Origin of the sequence: Bradyrhizobium xenonodulans (genome assembly GCF_027594865.1) — a bacterium.
Taxonomy (GTDB): domain Bacteria; phylum Pseudomonadota; class Alphaproteobacteria; order Rhizobiales; family Xanthobacteraceae; genus Bradyrhizobium; species Bradyrhizobium xenonodulans.
The window spans coordinates 2,530,392-2,547,166 of the sequence record NZ_CP089391.1 but is presented as its reverse complement, the minus strand read 5'-3'; the positions used below and the strand labels follow the sequence as shown (position 1 = coordinate 2,547,166).

16 protein-coding genes are annotated in these 16,775 nt (G+C 64.0%); 4 read left to right on the top strand and 12 right to left on the bottom strand.

Annotation, left to right across the window (positions count from 1 at the left end; genetic code table 11):
- Positions 1-45 precede the first annotated feature (45 nt).
- Together I3J27_RS11885 and I3J27_RS11880 are read right to left on the bottom strand one after the other, a co-directional pair.
- Positions 46-987 carry an NmrA/HSCARG family protein gene (locus tag I3J27_RS11885; RefSeq protein ID WP_270169190.1) on the bottom strand — a complete coding sequence of 314 codons (942 nt, stop codon included), beginning with the start codon at positions 985-987 and terminating at the stop codon, positions 46-48.
- 82 nt (positions 988-1,069) lie between these two features.
- Complete coding sequence (locus I3J27_RS11880; protein ID WP_270169188.1) at positions 1,070-1,639, bottom strand: TetR/AcrR family transcriptional regulator; 570 nt, start codon at positions 1,637-1,639, stop codon at positions 1,070-1,072.
- A 400-nt stretch (positions 1,640-2,039) separates the two neighbouring features.
- Here I3J27_RS11880 and I3J27_RS11875 point away from each other — a divergent pair, with 400 nt between their 5' ends.
- From I3J27_RS11875 to I3J27_RS11860, 4 genes are all read left to right on the top strand, one after another.
- Entirely contained in the window at positions 2,040-2,318 is a 279-nt protein-coding gene (locus tag I3J27_RS11875) for a metal-sensing transcriptional repressor (protein ID WP_270169186.1), read from the top strand.
- A gap of 127 nt (positions 2,319-2,445) precedes the next feature.
- Complete coding sequence (locus I3J27_RS11870) at positions 2,446-3,489, top strand: efflux RND transporter periplasmic adaptor subunit (protein ID WP_270169183.1); 1,044 nt, start codon at positions 2,446-2,448, stop codon at positions 3,487-3,489.
- A 3-nt stretch (positions 3,490-3,492) separates the two neighbouring features.
- On the top strand, positions 3,493-6,741 hold the full coding sequence (locus tag I3J27_RS11865) for an efflux RND transporter permease subunit (protein ID WP_270169181.1): 3,249 nt from the start codon (positions 3,493-3,495) through the stop codon (positions 6,739-6,741).
- A 194-nt stretch (positions 6,742-6,935) separates the two neighbouring features.
- On the top strand, positions 6,936-7,175 hold the full coding sequence (locus I3J27_RS11860; protein ID WP_270169179.1) for a YjiS-like domain-containing protein: 240 nt from the start codon (positions 6,936-6,938) through the stop codon (positions 7,173-7,175).
- A gap of 58 nt (positions 7,176-7,233) precedes the next feature.
- Here I3J27_RS11860 and I3J27_RS11855 read toward each other — a convergent pair whose 3' ends face one another.
- From I3J27_RS11855 to I3J27_RS11810, 10 genes are all read right to left on the bottom strand, one after another.
- Positions 7,234-7,734 carry a GlcG/HbpS family heme-binding protein gene (locus tag I3J27_RS11855; protein ID WP_270169177.1) on the bottom strand — a complete coding sequence of 167 codons (501 nt, stop codon included), beginning with the start codon at positions 7,732-7,734 and terminating at the stop codon, positions 7,234-7,236.
- 29 nt (positions 7,735-7,763) lie between these two features.
- A complete protein-coding gene (locus I3J27_RS11850) occupies positions 7,764-8,357 on the bottom strand; it encodes a hypothetical protein (RefSeq protein ID WP_270169175.1) in 594 nt (197 codons plus the stop codon).
- Between the two features lie 166 nt (positions 8,358-8,523).
- Positions 8,524-9,420: a YncE family protein gene (locus I3J27_RS11845; protein ID WP_270169173.1), complete on the bottom strand. Its 897-nt coding sequence runs from the start codon at positions 9,418-9,420 to the stop codon at positions 8,524-8,526.
- Positions 9,411-9,563, bottom strand: coding sequence for a hypothetical protein (locus I3J27_RS11840; RefSeq protein WP_270169171.1), 153 nt, complete (start codon positions 9,561-9,563; stop codon positions 9,411-9,413). The genes I3J27_RS11845 and I3J27_RS11840 overlap by 10 nt, the downstream gene beginning before the upstream one ends.
- A gap of 169 nt (positions 9,564-9,732) precedes the next feature.
- The gene (locus I3J27_RS11835; RefSeq protein ID WP_270169169.1) at positions 9,733-10,620 is read right to left on the bottom strand and encodes a DUF1259 domain-containing protein; all 888 of its coding nucleotides are present in this window, start codon (positions 10,618-10,620) and stop codon (positions 9,733-9,735) included.
- A 50-nt stretch (positions 10,621-10,670) separates the two neighbouring features.
- Positions 10,671-10,904, bottom strand: coding sequence for a hypothetical protein (locus I3J27_RS11830; RefSeq protein WP_270169166.1), 234 nt, complete (start codon positions 10,902-10,904; stop codon positions 10,671-10,673).
- Positions 10,905-11,293: 389 nt separating this feature from the next.
- A complete protein-coding gene (locus I3J27_RS11825; protein WP_270169164.1) occupies positions 11,294-14,482 on the bottom strand; it encodes an efflux RND transporter permease subunit in 3,189 nt (1,062 codons plus the stop codon).
- Positions 14,479-15,903 (bottom strand): efflux RND transporter periplasmic adaptor subunit, encoded by a 1,425-nt coding sequence (locus I3J27_RS11820; protein ID WP_270169162.1) that lies wholly within the window; start codon positions 15,901-15,903, stop codon positions 14,479-14,481. The genes I3J27_RS11825 and I3J27_RS11820 overlap by 4 nt, the downstream gene beginning before the upstream one ends.
- Positions 15,904-15,913: 10 nt before the next feature.
- A complete protein-coding gene (locus tag I3J27_RS11815) occupies positions 15,914-16,306 on the bottom strand; it encodes a FixH family protein (protein ID WP_270169160.1) in 393 nt (130 codons plus the stop codon).
- Between the two features lie 100 nt (positions 16,307-16,406).
- Positions 16,407-16,772 (bottom strand): hypothetical protein, encoded by a 366-nt coding sequence (locus I3J27_RS11810; protein ID WP_270169158.1) that lies wholly within the window; start codon positions 16,770-16,772, stop codon positions 16,407-16,409.
- Between the last annotated feature and the right edge of the window lie 3 nt (positions 16,773-16,775).

The following is a 16,775-nucleotide window of genomic DNA, read 5'->3' as shown; positions in this document are numbered from 1 at the left end:
CCTTGCATGGTGTCTCGCTGGCCGGCGTCCAAGACAACGTCGAGGTCAAGCATCGGCCTGTCGGGGCTCGATCGGGATGCGCTTCTTGTTCAGGGCAAGCCACCGTTCGAAGCTCAGGAGCGCGGGGTTGAGTGCCCTGCTTTCTCCGATGCTCCGCGCGGCGCAGTAATGTTCGTTGAAGTCGTGCTGGAATTGGAAAGTGTTGGCCATGATGTCCGCACCCGGAAAACCGGCGTTGCGATAAGCCTCGATAGGGACGGCGCTGTAGCGCACGTCCTCTCCCCCCACCGTGGCAAACGCTGCGGCCATCTCTTCGCCGGTCAGGTGCCCGCCGGCCACACCAACGGTCTTGCCGATGTACTCGCTGCCGCGCTCGAAGATGCCATAGGCGCACTTGCCGATGTCCTCGACGGCAATGCCCGGCAGTTTCCTGTTGCCCATCGGAATCGCAAGGTTGAGCACGCCGTCCGGGCCTCTCTTCGGGCCCAGGCCATGGTGGATGAAGTTCTCCCAGTAGAACGACGTGAGCAGGAACGTCGTTGGCACCTCGCGGACGATGAACTCCCGATCGGCTTCGCCCTTGCCGTCGGCCTGCGGTAGTTTGTATTTGCCCATGAGCGTGGGAAGTCGGTCGTCGCTCAGAGCCACAAATTTGCGCGTGTCTTCGAGCGTCGACCAGATGACGTGGGACAGCCCAGCCTCTTTCGCTGCTTCGGCCATCTGCGCCGCTTGAGCGAGCTCCCTCTCGGGCGAATAGTATTCCCCGAAGTTGGTGATGCAGAAAGCGCCATGCGCGCCCTCAAACGCGCGGTTCAGGCTCCGGAGGTCGTCGATGTCGGTCTCGACGACCTCGGCTCCAAGCCGGGCAAGCTCGGTCGCTTTGTCCGATCCGGTTTTCCGCGTCAGTGCGCGTAGTTGGAAGGGACCATCCGGATTATTCAGGATGGCGCGGGCCAGTCCACCGCCTTGGGCGCCGGTGGCACCCACGACAGCTATCGTTTTCCTCGTTGTCACATGTAACTCCCGGGTTAGATGAGTAAGTACATACTCATTTAAATCGCAAAGCGAATCACGCTGCGACCCCTTTCCAAAAGAGATCGAAGCCGGCTTGCTTGAAATGCTCATGTTGCTTGGGGGCCGCGGCGATCGCCTCGATCGCAATGTCGGCCAGCCCCATCATGACAGTGTCGATGTAGAAAGAGGCGCGTTCGGGATCGACGCGTCCGGAAAGGCTCTGCTCGATTGTCTCGCGAGCATCGCGAAACAGCGCGTGGCAGCGCTGCCGATTCTCTGCGCTGATGCGGTCCGAGACCCTGAGCTGGCGCATTGCCTTACGTTGCAGTGGGTGCTCTGCGCCCCATTCGATCAGGCAATCCCATATGCGCTGAACGCGCTGGCGTGGAGTGCCGCTTCTCTTACTGGAGGCGAACAAGGCTTCCGCCAGGGAGGTTTCGATCTCTAGCAAGAGCTGGTTCAGCAGATCGTCCTTGGTCGGGAAATAGGTAAATAGCGTCCCTTCCCCAAGGCCGGCGGCATCCGCGATCTTGGCGGTGGACGCGCTGGTTCCGAGCCTCGCGACCAGTTCGGTCGCGGCTGCCAGGATTGCTTCACGCTTTTCTTCACTAAGAGGACGGGCCATAACCATAATTGAGTATGTGCTCGCTCATTCAAATAGGCCGACCGTAGACTAGTGTCAAGAGATGCCGGGGCAGTTCCTGGGCGATCATGAGAGCTTTTCTCCAGACTGCCCAAGCCTGAGATCTGACCGTCGTTCAAGAAGCCGAGCAAATGGTGGTTCAGGTAACGCCCAAGTTCGAGCTGGCGATCAATCTTAAGGCCGCCAAAGCGTCTGAGCTCACCGCAGCCTCGCTTCGTTGCCCACGATAAGCGGACCACCGGTTCAGCCAGACCGGAATTGCTGCCGGATTCTCGAGATCTCATGCTGACAAGATGTCGCGGACGCAGCCGCAAGCCGATCGCATCGGCATCTTGGCGAGGGCACCGCGATGATGTATCCCCTCCCAGGGGATAGGTAGATCATGGCACAACACGTCCACGAAAGTCATCCGGAGATCGTCAAGCGGCTGAAGCGCGCCGAGGGACATTTGCGCAGGGTGATCGCAATGTTCGACGACGGCCGATCCTGCCTGGACCTCGCCCAGCAGCTTCATGCGGTCGAAAAGGCGATCTCCGAGGCGAAGAAGGCTCTCATCCACGATCACGTCGACCATTGCCTCGACGCAGCCGCCAACGGCGGCTCCGCCAAATCGACCAAAAGCGTCGTCGCCGAGTTCAAGGCGATCTCGCGATACCTCTAGCGCGGAGATTTCGATGTCTTCGGCCATCCGTTCGGCCGCCGCGATCCTGTCGGCCTGTCTCATCACCACCGGTGCCGTTTCCCCGGCGCGTGCGCAGTCCGCGCCGGCAAAGCCGGCTGTGATCGTCATGGACGACGAGCGGATCAAGCTCGCCGAAATCGGACTGCGTGAAGCCGGCCCTGCTCCTATCGCACGACGGCTTATCGTGCCCGGCACCATCGTTCCCGATGCCGGACGGGTCGCCCACGTCTCGGTCAAGCTGTCCGGGACGGTTGCGGAGTTGCGGAAGAATATCGGCGACGACGTCGTCAAGGACGAAGTTCTGGCCGTTCTGGAAAGCCGCGAAGTCGCCGATGCCAAGAGCGAATACCTCTCGACCAAGCTGTCCAACGAGCTGCAGCAGGACCTGACCGCACGCGACAAGTCTTTGTGGGAGGGTCGCGCCATTCCCGAGCAGCAGTACATCAAATCACGCCACGCAGCGGCCCAGACCGAGATGCGGCTCGGTATCGCCCGACAGAAGCTGATGGCGCTCGGCGTGACCGATACCGAGATCACAGCCCTCCCCCAGGCACCGGATGGCACGATGCGCAGCCAGAACATCCGGGCCCCGATCTCCGGGCGCATCGCCGGACGCAAGGTCGAACAGGGCACCGCGGTCGGGCGCGACAGTCTGGAAACCGAGCTGTTCGTCATCGTCGACCTCAGCAAAGTCTGGGTCGAGCTCTCCGTCTCATCGGCCGATCTAGCCTTGGTGAAGGAAGGCCAATCGGTCGATATTTCCCTGCGAAGCCTCACCGAAACCGGCACCGGCAAGATCGTCTTCGTCAGTCCCTTGCTCGACAAGGAGACCCGCGCTGCCCGTGTGGTGGCCTCCCTCCCCAATCCCGACGGTCGCTGGCGTCCCGGATCATTCGTCACCGCCGGCATCGCGGTCGAGCGCCGGGATGTGCCGGTCGCCGTTCCGTTCACCGCCGTTCAGACAGTCGACGGCCGCAAGGCCGTGTTCGTCCGGAACAAGGAAGGATTCGAAAAGCGCGACGTGGTCTTGGGGCGACGGGATGGGCCTGCCGTCGAGATCGTCTCGGGTCTTTCCGCCGGCGAAACCGTCGCGAGCTCGAACACTTTTTCACTCAAGGCCGAGCTTTCCAAGCCCGGCGACGAGGACTGAGCGATGATCGAACGGATCGTCGAATTCTCCGTCCGGCGGCGCTGGCTTGTCTTGTTGGTGACGCTCGTCGCGGCAGCGTCCGGGTTCTGGTCCCTGACACGCCTTCCCATCGACGCCGTGCCTGACGTCACCAACGTTCAGGTTCAGATCAACGCAGCCGCAGCGGCACTGACTCCCGTGGAGATCGAAAAGCAGGTCACCGTCGCGCTCGAAACGGCGCTCGCCGGCATGCCGGGGCTGGAAGCGACACGCTCTTTCTCACGCAATGGCTTCGCGCAGATCACAGCGGTGTTCGCCGACCGCACCAACATCTACTTCGCGCGGCAGCTGGTTGCAGAACGTCTCAATGAAGCAAAGGCCGGCCTGCCGCCCGGGGTCGACGTCCGAATGGGGCCGGTTTCGACCGGCCTTGGCGAAATCTACTGGTGGGCCGTGGAATACGAAAAGCCCGGCGCATCGGTGCCGATCCGTGACGGACAACCGGGCTGGCAGACCGATGGCAGCTACCTCACGCCGGAAGGCGAGCGGCTGACCGACGATTTCCATCGCACCGTCTATCTGCGCACGGTGCAGGACTGGATCGTCCGGCCGCAGATGAAGACCGTTCCCGGCGTGGCCGGAGCAGATGCCATCGGCGGATTCGTCAAGCAGTTCCAGGTGCAGCCCGATCCTGCAAGGCTGCTCGGTTACGGGCTGTCGTTCAAGCAAGTCATCGACGCCATCGAGGCGAACAATACCACCCGCGGCGCCAACTATATCGAGCAGAACGGCGAAGGTCTGGTCGTGCGAGCGGCCGGCCGCGTCGAGAATCTTGAAGACATCGAGCAGATCGTCGTGGCGACACGCGCGGGCGTTCCCGTTCGGATCAGGGACCTGGCCGACGTATCCATCGGCAAGGAGCTGAGGACCGGCAGCGCAAGCGTCAACGGTCGCGAGGTGGTGCTCGGCACGGCCCTGATGCTCATCGGCGGCAACAGCCGTACCGTGGCATCAGCCGCAGACGCGAAGATCAGGGAGATCAGCAAGACGCTGCCGCCCGGCATCCATGCCCATACCGTGCTCAACAGGACGCAACTTGTCGACGCCACGATTCAAACCGTAGGCAAGAATCTGGCCGAGGGCGCGCTGCTTGTCGTCGCCGTCCTGTTCCTGCTGCTCGGCAACTTCCGCGCCGCCCTCGTCACCGCCTGCGTCATCCCCATCACAATGCTGATCACCGCGACCGGGATGCTGCAAGGGCGCATCAGCGCCAACCTCATGAGCCTGGGCGCGCTCGACTTCGGCCTGATCGTCGATGGGGCCGTCATCATCGCCGAGAACAGCTTGCGCCACCTCGCCGAACGCCAAAGAGAGCTCGGCCGCGTGCTATCGCCGGACGAGCGCCTCGAAACCGTAACCGTCTCGACCTCGGAAATGATCCGGCCGTCGGTTTACGGGCAAATCATCATCATTCTGGTTTACACGCCTTTGCTCGCTTTCACCGGCGTCGAAGGCAAGACCTTCGAGCCAATGGCCCTGACGGTGATGATCGCGCTGGCGGTGGCTTTCATCGTCTCGCTGACATTCGTACCGGCGGCCGTTGCCATTTCAATCAGTGGCGCGGTCAAGGAGCGCGAGAACATCCTCGTGCGAACGCTCAAGCGCTGGTACGCGCCGCTACTCTCGGGTGCCATCGCGCGACCTCTGCCCATGATAGCCACCGCGGGCCTGCTCTTCGTCGCCGCCGCGCTGCTGTTCACCCGTCTCGGACAGGAATTCACGCCGACCCTGGACGAGAAGAACATCGTCATGGAAGTGAAGCGGGTGCCGAGCACGGCGCTTGCACAGTCGCAGGCGATGCAGCTCCTCATCGAGCGGCAGATCAGCAAGCTTCCAGAAGTGGCTTTCGTGTTCTCGCGCACCGGCACGCCGGATCTCGCAGCCGATCCGATGCCGCCAAATGCCTCCGACACCTACATCATCGTCAAGGACCAGGACGAATGGCCCGATCCCTCCCTCGCGAAAGAAGACCTCATCAAGAAGATCGAGGCCGAGGCGGGAAAGCTGCCGGGCAACAAGGTGGGATTTTCCCAACCGATCGAAATGCGTTTCAACGAGCTGATTGCCGGCGTCCGTGAGGACTTGGCGATCAAGGTATTCGGCGACGACTTCGCGAAAATGCAGCGAACCGCGGATCGGATCGCCGATGTGATCCGCAAGATCGACGGCGCCCAGAACGTGAAGGTCGAGGAGACTACGGGATTGCCCTTCCTCGAGATCAGAATCGACAAGGCCGAGATCGCGCGGCGCGGGCTCAGCCTTGCGGCCGTGCAAGACCTCGTCCAGACCGCAATCGGCGGTACCGACGCAGGCCTCGTCTTCGAGGGTGACCGCCGTTTCAAGATCGTGGTGCGCCTTGCCGACGCCCTGCGCAACGACATTCCAACCCTGGAGGAGCTTCCCGTCCCGCTCCCCCGCGCCGATCCCGATGCTGCTTCCGCCTCGATCCCGCTACGTACCATCGCGTCGTTCGAACAGACCACCGGCTACAACCAGATCAGTCGCGAGAACGGCAAGCGGCGCGTCGTCGCCACCGCCGAAGTCCGCGGCCGTGACATCGGTTCGCTGGTCGTCGAGGCACAAGCGAAGGTCGCCGATGGGGTGAAGCTGCCGCCCGGCAGCTATCTCGCGTGGGGCGGCCAGTTCGAGAACTTTGCCGTCGCACGGCAGCGGCTGACCTTCGTGGTTCCCAGCGTCTTCGTCCTGATCTACCTGTTGCTGTTCGGCGCGTTGGGCTCGCCACGCGATGCCCTGCTGGTCTTCAGCGCCGTGCCGCTCGCGCTCACCGGCGGGATCGCAGCCCTCTGGCTCCGCGGCATGCCGTTCTCGATTTCGGCCGCGGTCGGCTTCATCGCATTGTCGGGCGTCGCCGTTCTGAACGGGCTCGTGATGCTGACCCAAATCCGCAGGCTGATCGCCGATGGTGTGGACCCAAGGCGCGCCATTGGCGAGGGCGCACTGACGCGCTTCCGCCCCGTCGCGATGACGGCACTGGTCGCCTCACTCGGCTTCGTGCCGATGGCGCTCGCCACCGGCACCGGCGCCGAGGTCCAGAAGCCGCTAGCCACGGTGGTCATCGGCGGCCTGCTTACGGCAACGCTGCTCACGCTGGTCGTGCTGCCGGCGCTGTATGCGCGGTTCGCCATTCCGGCGTCTGCACCCAGGCGAAACGGCGCGATGCCGTCCGTCGTGCGCGACCGCGCCGCGGAGTAACGCCATCCTGTCCAATCTCGCCAGGCGCATCAATCGCCGTCTGTTCGCCGCCCAGATGACCGGCCTGATCAACACACCGGCAGGATCGCTTGTGCCCCAAAGAGGAGCATGATAGCCATAGGTTTCGGGCCACATACAACCGCCCGACAAGCTTTCGAGCCAAGCGTTGTTTCGCTCCATTTTGGAGGTGAAACATGTCTTGCAATAGCGCCGCCGGCTTAACCGGTCCATCCGCCACAGCCTTCGGCCCTTCTCCAAATCTCAGATGGTTCTCGAAACTTCCGCTCGCGCTGTTGGACACAATAGCGCGGCGCCGCCAATACAGAGAGCTTCTCGAATTGGACGACCGGTTGCTCGAAGACATTGGTGTATCGAGAACGATGGTTGCGGAAGCCCGAAAGTCTTCCTTCTCTGATTGGCTCGGCGATCGATAATCGTTCGTCATTCCGTCGATCAGGCGTCGCCTTCGTCGTGCGAGGGCGGCGCCTCGCCTCAAAACTCGAGCTTGTCGCGTATGGCCTCGATTCCGGCTCTCGCGCACGCTTCGTCGGCGTCGCCGCCCGGTGCGCCGGATACGCCGACCGCTCCGACCAGAGAGCCACCTGCTTCGACGATCAGTCCTCCTCCTATGACGACTGCTCCGGGAAGATTGCGAATGCCCGCCTGCATCATGCCCGGCTGACTGATCGCATTCAGGTCGGTCGTGCTGGTCTTGAAGGACACCGCGGTCCATGCCTTGCCGGATGCCGTCGACGGCGTGTGGGGGCCGGCAAAGCGATCGCGCAGCATCACCTGCGTGACGCCCGAGCGATCGACGACAGCGACGGCAACCTGATAGCCATGGGTGCGGCAGCTCTCCAGCGCGGCGCGCGCGAGATCGAGCGCGAGCTCCGGAGCGAGCGATTTGTAGGCGACCAGGGCTTCTTCCGCCCGCATTGGGCTGATGGACGCGATCAACAGGCCGGTCGCGACCGACAGGCATCGAACATTCATGGCCATCTCCGGCAAAGGTGGGCAAACGCCTATTTGACCTCACCATATGCCAGATCATCGAACAGCGTCACGCTATCCGCCTTGGTCCACAGGCCGATCATGCCTGCGTTCGTCATGGTGGCGTCCTCCACCTCGAACAAGAGCTGTCCGTCATAGGTCACCTTGAACCGATGTCCCGCGAAATCGCAGCGCAGCGCGTGCCATTGCCCGGACGGCACCGGCGCCTTGACGCCATATCCGCCCTTGCGACCGACGATCTCAAGCGAGGTTCGAACGCCGTTCACCGTCTTGTAGAGCACGACATTGTCCTCCAGCGCGTTGGCCCGGACCACGTAGTAATTGTCGGCATCCTTCGCGCGCCAGATCAAGCCGGCGGCGCGATCCTCCGACCCGGCGACCGCCTTGAATTTGACCTCGACGAAGCCGTCGCGGATGTTGGTATCGCGCTTGATGGCGACCGGAAAAGTTGCCCGTCCGGATTGCTTGAGAACGTTCGGCTTGCTCGGCGCCGTGGGCTCCGCCTCGACGGTCCATCTCGATTCTCCCTTGCCGGTCTTGGTCAAAGTCCACCCTTCCGGCGGCATTCCGATCCGAGCGTCGTCAAAATTCAAGGTCTCGGCCATCGCGGTCCCTCCCATTAACAAAATCAGCATCGCCGCCGAGACCAGCTTCGCCCGCGCAGAAGGTCGGGACGGAAAGGTTGCAGCGGTGCAGATCATCACTTTTCGCATTATCGACACCCGACTCATCGGGCCGGCGCACCGCCTGCCCCGCTCCATCGGCCAGTCATCACTCATCGGAGAATACCAGCAGGCCTCCATGGGCCGGTGAAATCACGTAGAGCCGGTCCGGTACGACGATGGCGCTGGTATGAGCGCCGGCACCCGTTGGCGTCCGGACGCAGTCGCCCGTCTGCGGATTGATCGTATCGATCACACCGGGTTCGCCGATCGCCACGTGAACGCGGCCGGTGGCGGGATTGAAGAACGTCACGTCGGGCGGACCGGCGATCGGCCAGACGTTCGTGACCTTCCCGGAGGTGCTGTCGACTTCGACGAGGTCGCCGTCGTCGCAGGCGGCGTAAAGCCGATGGCCCGCGTGATCAATGTCCAGTCCGTGCGCACCGCCTGACGGCAGCGGCCAGTGAACGACCGCTGTGAGATCGGGCAGTCGGGCTGTCAGAATCATCGAGGGATCGCGAATGCAGACGAAGACCCTCTCCCCGCCGGCGTCGGTGACGCACCAGCGTGGCCGGCCCGGCAGTTCGATCGCGCACTGGGTGACCCGCTTCAGGTCGATGACCTGCAACGTCGGGCCTTGCTGCGCATCGCCGATACAGGCAACAATGCCAATTCCCCTCTGCTTCAGGATGGCTGCTCCATTCGGCCGCGGTCCGGACGGGAACACGCCCTTGAGTTCGTAAGTCGCGGCGTCCAGCCAGGTGATCGTCGCCGCGCCCCGATTGGTCGTGAGGACTTCGCCGTCGTCGGCAACCGCACCGGCAATCGCGGGAAAGCCCGGTAGCGTCGCAATATGTGTCTGACGGTCGTGATCGATCACGTCCAGGCAGTCGCGCGCCGTATGCGCAATGAAGACGCGGCGCGTCTTCGGATCGAAAACGGCGTGATCGAAATCACTGTTCAGGCCGTTCGGGATGGGGATGAAGCCCAAGCTCTTCAATGGCATGATGCCCTCATGGTGCCATAGCCTTGTGTGAGCAGTCCGTACCCTGCGATCAGGGTGGCGGTCATCGCGAAGCCCGAAAAGCCGCTGGCGAAGCCGCCGACAAGGGCGGCAAGAGCAAACACAGTGAAGACAAGTGCATCCATACGATCGTTCCCCCGGAAGAGGTGGCGAGCGCTTGGATGGATGTCCATCTCACGGGGAGGTCGCGGTATCCCCGAAATCGTCAGCTGTTATGTCAAATGGTCTCCGGCCACCTCCGATCGCCGCACTACACAACTCGTCACGCTTCAAGCCACTCCGCCCAGTCCCGACTCAGCTCCTGGTGCTGGCCGTCTTGTCGAGCGCCGCACGCAGGCCTTCCGCGAGCTTGATCGCGTCGTCGTTGGCCCAGAAATGCATGAAGAACAGCCGCGGCTGTTCGTTCAGCATGTGGCTGTGCAGCGCCGTCACCTCGATGCCGTGCGTCCGCAGCGCCACGATCACCGGGTTCACCTCGTCGCTGGTCAGGACGAAATCGCCGGTGATGGCCGCCTTGCCGCCGCCGGTCGGCTGGAAGTTGATGGCGGTCGCGACGCCCATCGCTCCGACGGGGGTCAGCAGCATGTCGTCTTCCTTGATCGGATCGCGCCGCTTGACGTTGAACTGGTAGACGCCGCCGTTGCCCTGCCCCTTGACGCCGATGATCTGATCGAGCTTCGCGGTGTCGAGGTCGATGGAAGGCGGCGGGCTGGCCGGCGCCGCGACCGTCAACGGGGTTTTGCTTTCGGCCAGCGCATCGTGGATGGCCGAGGCCAGCTTGGCGGGATCGCCATGTCCGGCAACGTGCATGTAGAAGGTCGCCGGGCTTGCGCGCAGGAGATGATTGTGCACGGCGGTGATCTCGAGACCGCTCGCGATCATCTTGGCCATCACGGGATTGATCTCGGTCTCGAGCAGCACAAGGTCGCCCATCACCATGGCGCCGCCATGCGCAGGCTTGAACGCGATCCAGCCACCAAGCGCCAGCGCCGGCTTGATCGTGACTCCATCCAAAGTCACTGTGAGATCAGCGCGAGGAAAGCCGTAGCGGTGGACATCGTCCGCAACGGTGGGCTTCCGGCCCAGCGCGTCATCGACCTTCTGCCAGTCGACGCCCTGCGCGTGGGCGGTCGCGATGAAGCAGGCGCAGATGACCATCAGCGCCGAGATTGTCTTTGGCATTGATCTGCTCCCTTGAGCTTGAGTTGCGAGGTCCTGAAAGCCTCAGCGTCTCACTTCTGTTCCTTGATCTGGCCGCTGCTGTCGACGACGAGCCGCACGTCCTTGCCGTTCTTCACGGCCTTGGCGGTCGTACCCTCTGCGGTCGACTTGATATCGCTGACCTGGGAGTAGCCGGCTGCCTGAAGCCTGGCGACGAGCTCCTCTTGTGTCAGAGCGTGTGCGCTCGACGGCCCGCCTCCGATCGTCAGCAGCAGGACGATGTGAAAGATCGCTGGTGTACGCATGATCGTTCTCCCGGTGGTCATCCCCGCCCCAGGTGAAGCCGGCTTTGTGACGCCGCACCTCCGGACAATCGCCACGAGGCGCAACAGGGTGCCGGCACCCGATGCGCACGCCTATAACGCGTCGGTGTGGCCGCGCGCCGATCTGTCGGGAGGATTTGCAGGATGGCTTGTTGTAGGATGGCTTGGAGGTCGAAAATGACATGCAGCGCCCTTGGTGATCAGGACGCGATGCTTCGGCATGTCGCCTCGCGGGGGGATCGCACGCCCCCGTCGCCGCAAATAGAAACCGTGACGGCGGAGCTGTCAATCCGAGCTTTACCCTCAAATCGCCGCCGCGCGTCACGAAGAGTTCACCTCCTGGAGGGAACCGCGCCGGCATCTCTGCGATCCTACTCGGCCGCTTGAGACACCCGCAGCCCGCTCACCGTTTCGACGCCGTGTTCATCGGCAGGTGCCTGCCGTTCGCCCGGCGGCAGCCCCCGCCCCTTCACCAACCCAAAGATCGCGGGGATCACAACAAGCGTCAGCAGCGTCGATGACGTCATTCCGCCGATCAACGGCACCGCGATGCGCTGCATGATCTCCGATCCCGGACCCGTGCTCCACATGATCGGCAGCAATCCCGCCATGATGGCGACCACGGTCATCATCTTGGGCCGCACGCGCTCGACGGCGCCCTCCATGATGGCGTCGTGGAGGTCGTGACGATCGAGGGGCCGGCCCTCGGCGCTGCGCCTCGCGGTCATCTCCGCCAGCGCGTGGTCGAGATAGATCAGCATCACGACGCCGGTCTCGGCGGCGACGCCGGCCAACGCGATGAAGCCGACCACGACGGCGACCGACATGTTGAAGCCGAGCCACCACATCATCCAGATGCCGCCGACCAGCGCGAACGGCAGCGACAGCATGACGATCAGGGTCTCGGTCATCGCCCTGAAGTTCAGGTACAGCAGCAGGAAGATGATCGTGAGCGTCACGGGCACCACGATCTTCAGACGGGCCGCGGCGCGCTGCAGATATTCGTACTGGCCGCTCCAGACCACGTAGTATCCGGGCGGGAACTGGATGCTCTCCGTGACGGCGCGCTGCGCATCGGCCACGTAGCTGCCGATGTCGCGATCCCGGATGTCGACGTAGATGTAGGTCGCCAGCTGCCCGTTCTCGGTGCGGATGGATGTCGGCCCGCGCGCCGACTCGACCTTCGCCACCTCGCCGAGCGGCACCGCGCCGCCCGCCGGCATCGGCACCAGGACGTCGCTGGCGATCGCGGTGGGATTGTCGCGAAGATCGCGCGGATAGCGCATGTTCACCGCGAACCGCTGCCGGCCTTCCACGGTCGTCGTGACGGTCTGACCGCCGAGAGCGGCCGCGATGGTATCCTGAACGTCCTGGATCAGGATGCCGTAGCGGGCGAGCGCTTCGCGGTCCGGCACGATCTCGAGATAATAGCCGCCGATGCCGCGCTCGGCGTAGGCCGACGACGTCCCGGGCACGGCCTTGATGACGCGCTCGATCTGCTTCGCGAGCCGGTCGATCTCGACGAGATCGGTGCCCATGACCTTGATGCCGACCGGCGTGCGGATGCCCGTCGACAGCATGTCGATCCGCGCCTTGATCGGCATGGTCCAGGCGTTGGAGACGCCGGGAAACTGGAGCGCCTTGTCCATCTCGGCGATGAGGCCGTCGACGGTGACGCCAGGACGCCACTGCTCCTTCGGCTTCAGGTTGACGATCGTCTCGAACATCTCGGTGGGCGCCGGATCGGTCGCGGTCGCGGCACGTCCCGCCTTGCCGTAGACCGAGGCGACCTCCGGGAACGATTTGATGATGCGGTCCTGCGTCTGCATCAGCTCGGCCGCCTTGGTGACCGAGATGCCGGGCAGCGTCGTCGGCATGTAGAGCAGCGTTCCCTCGTTCAGGGTCGGCATGAACTCGGTGCCGAGCTGGCGCGCCGGCCACAACGTCACCGCCAGCACGAGGAGCGATGCCAGGATCACCAGCATCCTGGCGCGCAGCACACCCTTGATCACCGGACGGTAGATCCAGATCAGGAAGCGGTTGATGACATTGCTGCGTTCCGGAACGATCCTGCCGCGGACGAAGATCACCATCAGCGCCGGCACCAATGTCACGGACAGGAGCGCTGCTGCGGCCATCGAAAAAGTCTTCGTGAACGCCAGCGGGCTGAACAGCCGCCCCTCCTGCGATTCCAGCGTGAAGATCGGCATGAACGACACGGTGATGATCAGCAGGCTGAAGAACAGCGCCGGCCCGACCTCGGACGCGGCATCGATCAGGATCTGCACGCGCGACTGGCCGGGTCCGGCCCGTTCGAGGTGCTTGTGGGCGTTCTCGATCATGACGATGGCGGCGTCCACCATGGCGCCGATCGCGATCGCGATGCCCCCTAAGCTCATGATGTTCGATCCGAGCCCGAGCAGCTTCATGGCGCCGAACGCCATCAGCACGCCGACCGGCAACATCAGGATCGCGACCAGCGCGCTGCGGACGTGCAGCAGGAACACGATGCAGACCAGCGCGACGACGATGCTCTCCTCGAACAGCGTATGCTTGAGCGTATCGATGGCCGCGTAGATCAGGCTGGAGCGATCGTAAACCGGCACGATCTCGACCGATTTCGGCAGGCTGCTCGCGATCTCCTTGAAGCGCTTCTTGACGTTTTCGATGACGTCGAGGGCGTTGACGCCGAACCGCTGGAGCACGATGCCGCTTGCGACCTCGCCTTCGCCGTTCAGCTCGGCGATGCCCCGCCGCTCGTCGGGACCGAGCTCGACCTTGGCGACGTCCCGCAGCAACACCGGCGTGCCGCCGGAGGTCTTCAGGACGATATTGCCGAGATCGTTGATGCTCTTGATGTAGCCCCGGCCGCGAATGACGTATTCGAACTCCGACAGCTCGACGGTACGGCCGCCGACGTCGGCATTGCTGGCGCGGATCGCCTCGCGGATCTTCTGCATGCTGATGCCGCGGTCGCGCATCCGCTGCGGATCGAGCACCACGTTGTACTGCTTGACGAAGCCGCCGATGCCGGCGACCTCGGCGACGCCTTCGGCCCTGGCCAGTGCGAATTTCAGATTCCAGTCCTGGATCGTGCGGGTGTCCGCGAGGTTCAGCTCCCTGGACATCACCGCGTATTGATAGACCCAGCCGACGCCGGTCGCGTCCGGCCCGATGGTCGGCGTGACGCCGGCGGGAAGCCTGGACGACGCGCCGTTGAGGAATTCCATGACGCGCGAGCGCGCCCAGTAGATGTCCGTGCCGTCCTCGAAGATGACGTAGACGAACGACACGCCGAAGAAGGAGAAGCCGCGCACCACCTTGGACTTCGGCACGGTCAGCATGGCCGTCGTCAGCGGATAGGTGACCTGATCCTCGATCACCTGCGGCGCCTGGCCGGGATACTCGGTGTAGACGATGACCTGCGCATCCGAGAGGTCCGGGATCGCATCCAGCGGCAGATGAACCAGCGCGTAGAGACCGGCGGCGGCGGCAAAGCCGGTGCCGAACAGCACCAGCAGCAGATTGCGCGCCGACCAGGCGATGATGCGGGCGATCATTTGTGCTCTCCCATCGCGTGGCCCGCGTCGGAAGCCGGCGGAGCCGCGTCCGCAAACCCCTTCAGCGCCGCCTTCAGGTTGCTTTCCGCATCGATCAGGAAGTTGGCCGAGGTCACCACCGCCTCGCCGTCCGCAAGCCCGTCCCGCACCTCGATGTAGCCGCCGCCGCGGCGGCCGAGCTTGATCTCTCTCGGCTCGAACCGCCCGTCTCCCTTGTCGACGAGGACGGCCTGACGGCTGCCGGTGTCGAGCACCGAGCTGTCGGGCACCGCCAGGACCGGCGCGGCATCGGCCGTGTCGATGTCGGCATCGATGTACATGTCCGGCAGCAGCGCCGCGTCCGGATTGGCGAGCTCGATCCGGACCCGAACCGTCCGGGTGTCGCGGTTCACCTGCGGATAGACGACCGCGATCGTCCCTGCGAAAGTCTTGCCGGCAAAGCTGCGCGCGCGCACCGCCACGGGCTGGCCGACCGCGATGTTGCCGAGGTCGCGCTCGGCCACGTCCACCAGGGCCCAGACCACCGAGGTGTCCGCAATCCTGAACAGCACGTCGCCCGGATTGGCCCGCATGCCTTCGATCGCGTTGCGCTCGAGCACGATGCCGTCGCGCGGCGCCGACCAGCGGACGGTGACGGGCGCGACATGCGTCTTCTCCATCTCCGCGATGGCCTGCTCCGGGACGTCGAGATTGATGAGCCGCTGCCGCGAGCCGCGGCCGTAGATCTCGACGCTGCCGACCGATTTGGAGCTGATCGTCGCGAGATATTCCGCCGCCGCGGACGCGACCGCGGAGCTGTAGATCTCCATCAGCGGCTGGCCGGCCTTCACGCGCGTGCCAGTGGTCACATCCGCGACCTTCTGAACGAAGCTTTCGGCCCGCATGGCGATCACCGACACGCGGCGCTCGTCCAGCTGGATCGTGCCGGGCGCCTTGACCGACACGCGGATCGGGCGCCGCGCGACCAGCTCGGATCTCACGCCGGTGCGCTGGATCTTGCCGGGCGAGAGCTTCACCAAGCCGTCCTCGATGTCGTCGCCGTCGTAGACGGGCACGTAGCTCATCCCCATCGGATCCTTCTTGGGCACCGGCGATGTGTCCGGCAGGCCCATGGGATTGCGGTAGTAGAGAATTTTTCGCGAGGAATCCGCCTGCTGTTTCGACCTGGCAGGTTCGGAGGCAGCACGATCGTCATCGTAGACGGGGACGTAATCGCGGCCGCGATCATCCTTCTTCGGACCCGCCGACCACAGCGGCGCTCCGCCCGGATCGCGGTAATAGAGCGGGGTTCGGTCGGCGGCTGCCGCAGCGGCGCTGATGTCGGCGTGAGCCAGCCAGCCCGCATCGTTCGAGGACCAATAGAAGCCCAGGGCCAGGCCGCCGCCCAGCGCGAAGATCGTCAGGAGACGCAGCGTTTTCATGGTGTATCGCTCACTTGATCGCCGTGACGATCACCTTGGCCGTGACGGTCTCCGGTTCGCCCTGCACCTTCGCCGACAGCGTCACCTGGTAGCGGCCGGCCATCGGCAGGTCCGTCTTGAAGGCGTACACGCCCGGCTCCTTCGACGGCAGCGCGGCGACCGCCGACTCCATCTCGGCCATGCCGTCCGGGGCCATGTCGACGCGGGTCTTGAAGATGACTGCGTCCGACACCGGCTTGCCGGTCTGCTTGTTGGTCAGGCGCACGGCGAGTGTGACGTCGTCGCCCTTCTTCATCTGCGGATTGACCGGCTCGAAGGTGTAGTCATCGGCGCCCGCCATCGCGGCGGAAGCGGCAAGCGAAAGGGTGGCGGCAACAGCCGCGGTGCTGAATTTGGCAAGCATTGTCCAGTCCTCATGAATTGATCCCGGCCGTGGCACATGAAATGCGCACGTCAGTCGTCATCGCGCGCAGGCGCGCCGCACGCGTCTCAGGCTTGCGAGATCAGATTCGGGGAGGCCGGAAGGGAGGACTGGCGTCGCGGAAGGAGACGACCTGATCCGCGGGAATGGCGATCTGGCTCGCGGCAACGGCGAGAAACGCGAAGGCAATGGGCCTGACGTCGCCAAGCGCGATGGTGCCGCCGACGCAGCAGAAGCCCATCCCGCATTTGTAGCCGCCGGTCGGAGAGCCCGTTCCCTTCATGTCGGGACAACAATCGTCCATCGACATATCGGCATCGCCGCTCAGATGCATGGTCGTCTGCATGTCGTTCGGTGACATCGCGAGGCCAGCCGCGGACGCGCCAACCGGCAGCATCGCCAGGGATATGGCGATCGCGAATGCCAGGATGGTACGAACGAACCGCATCAA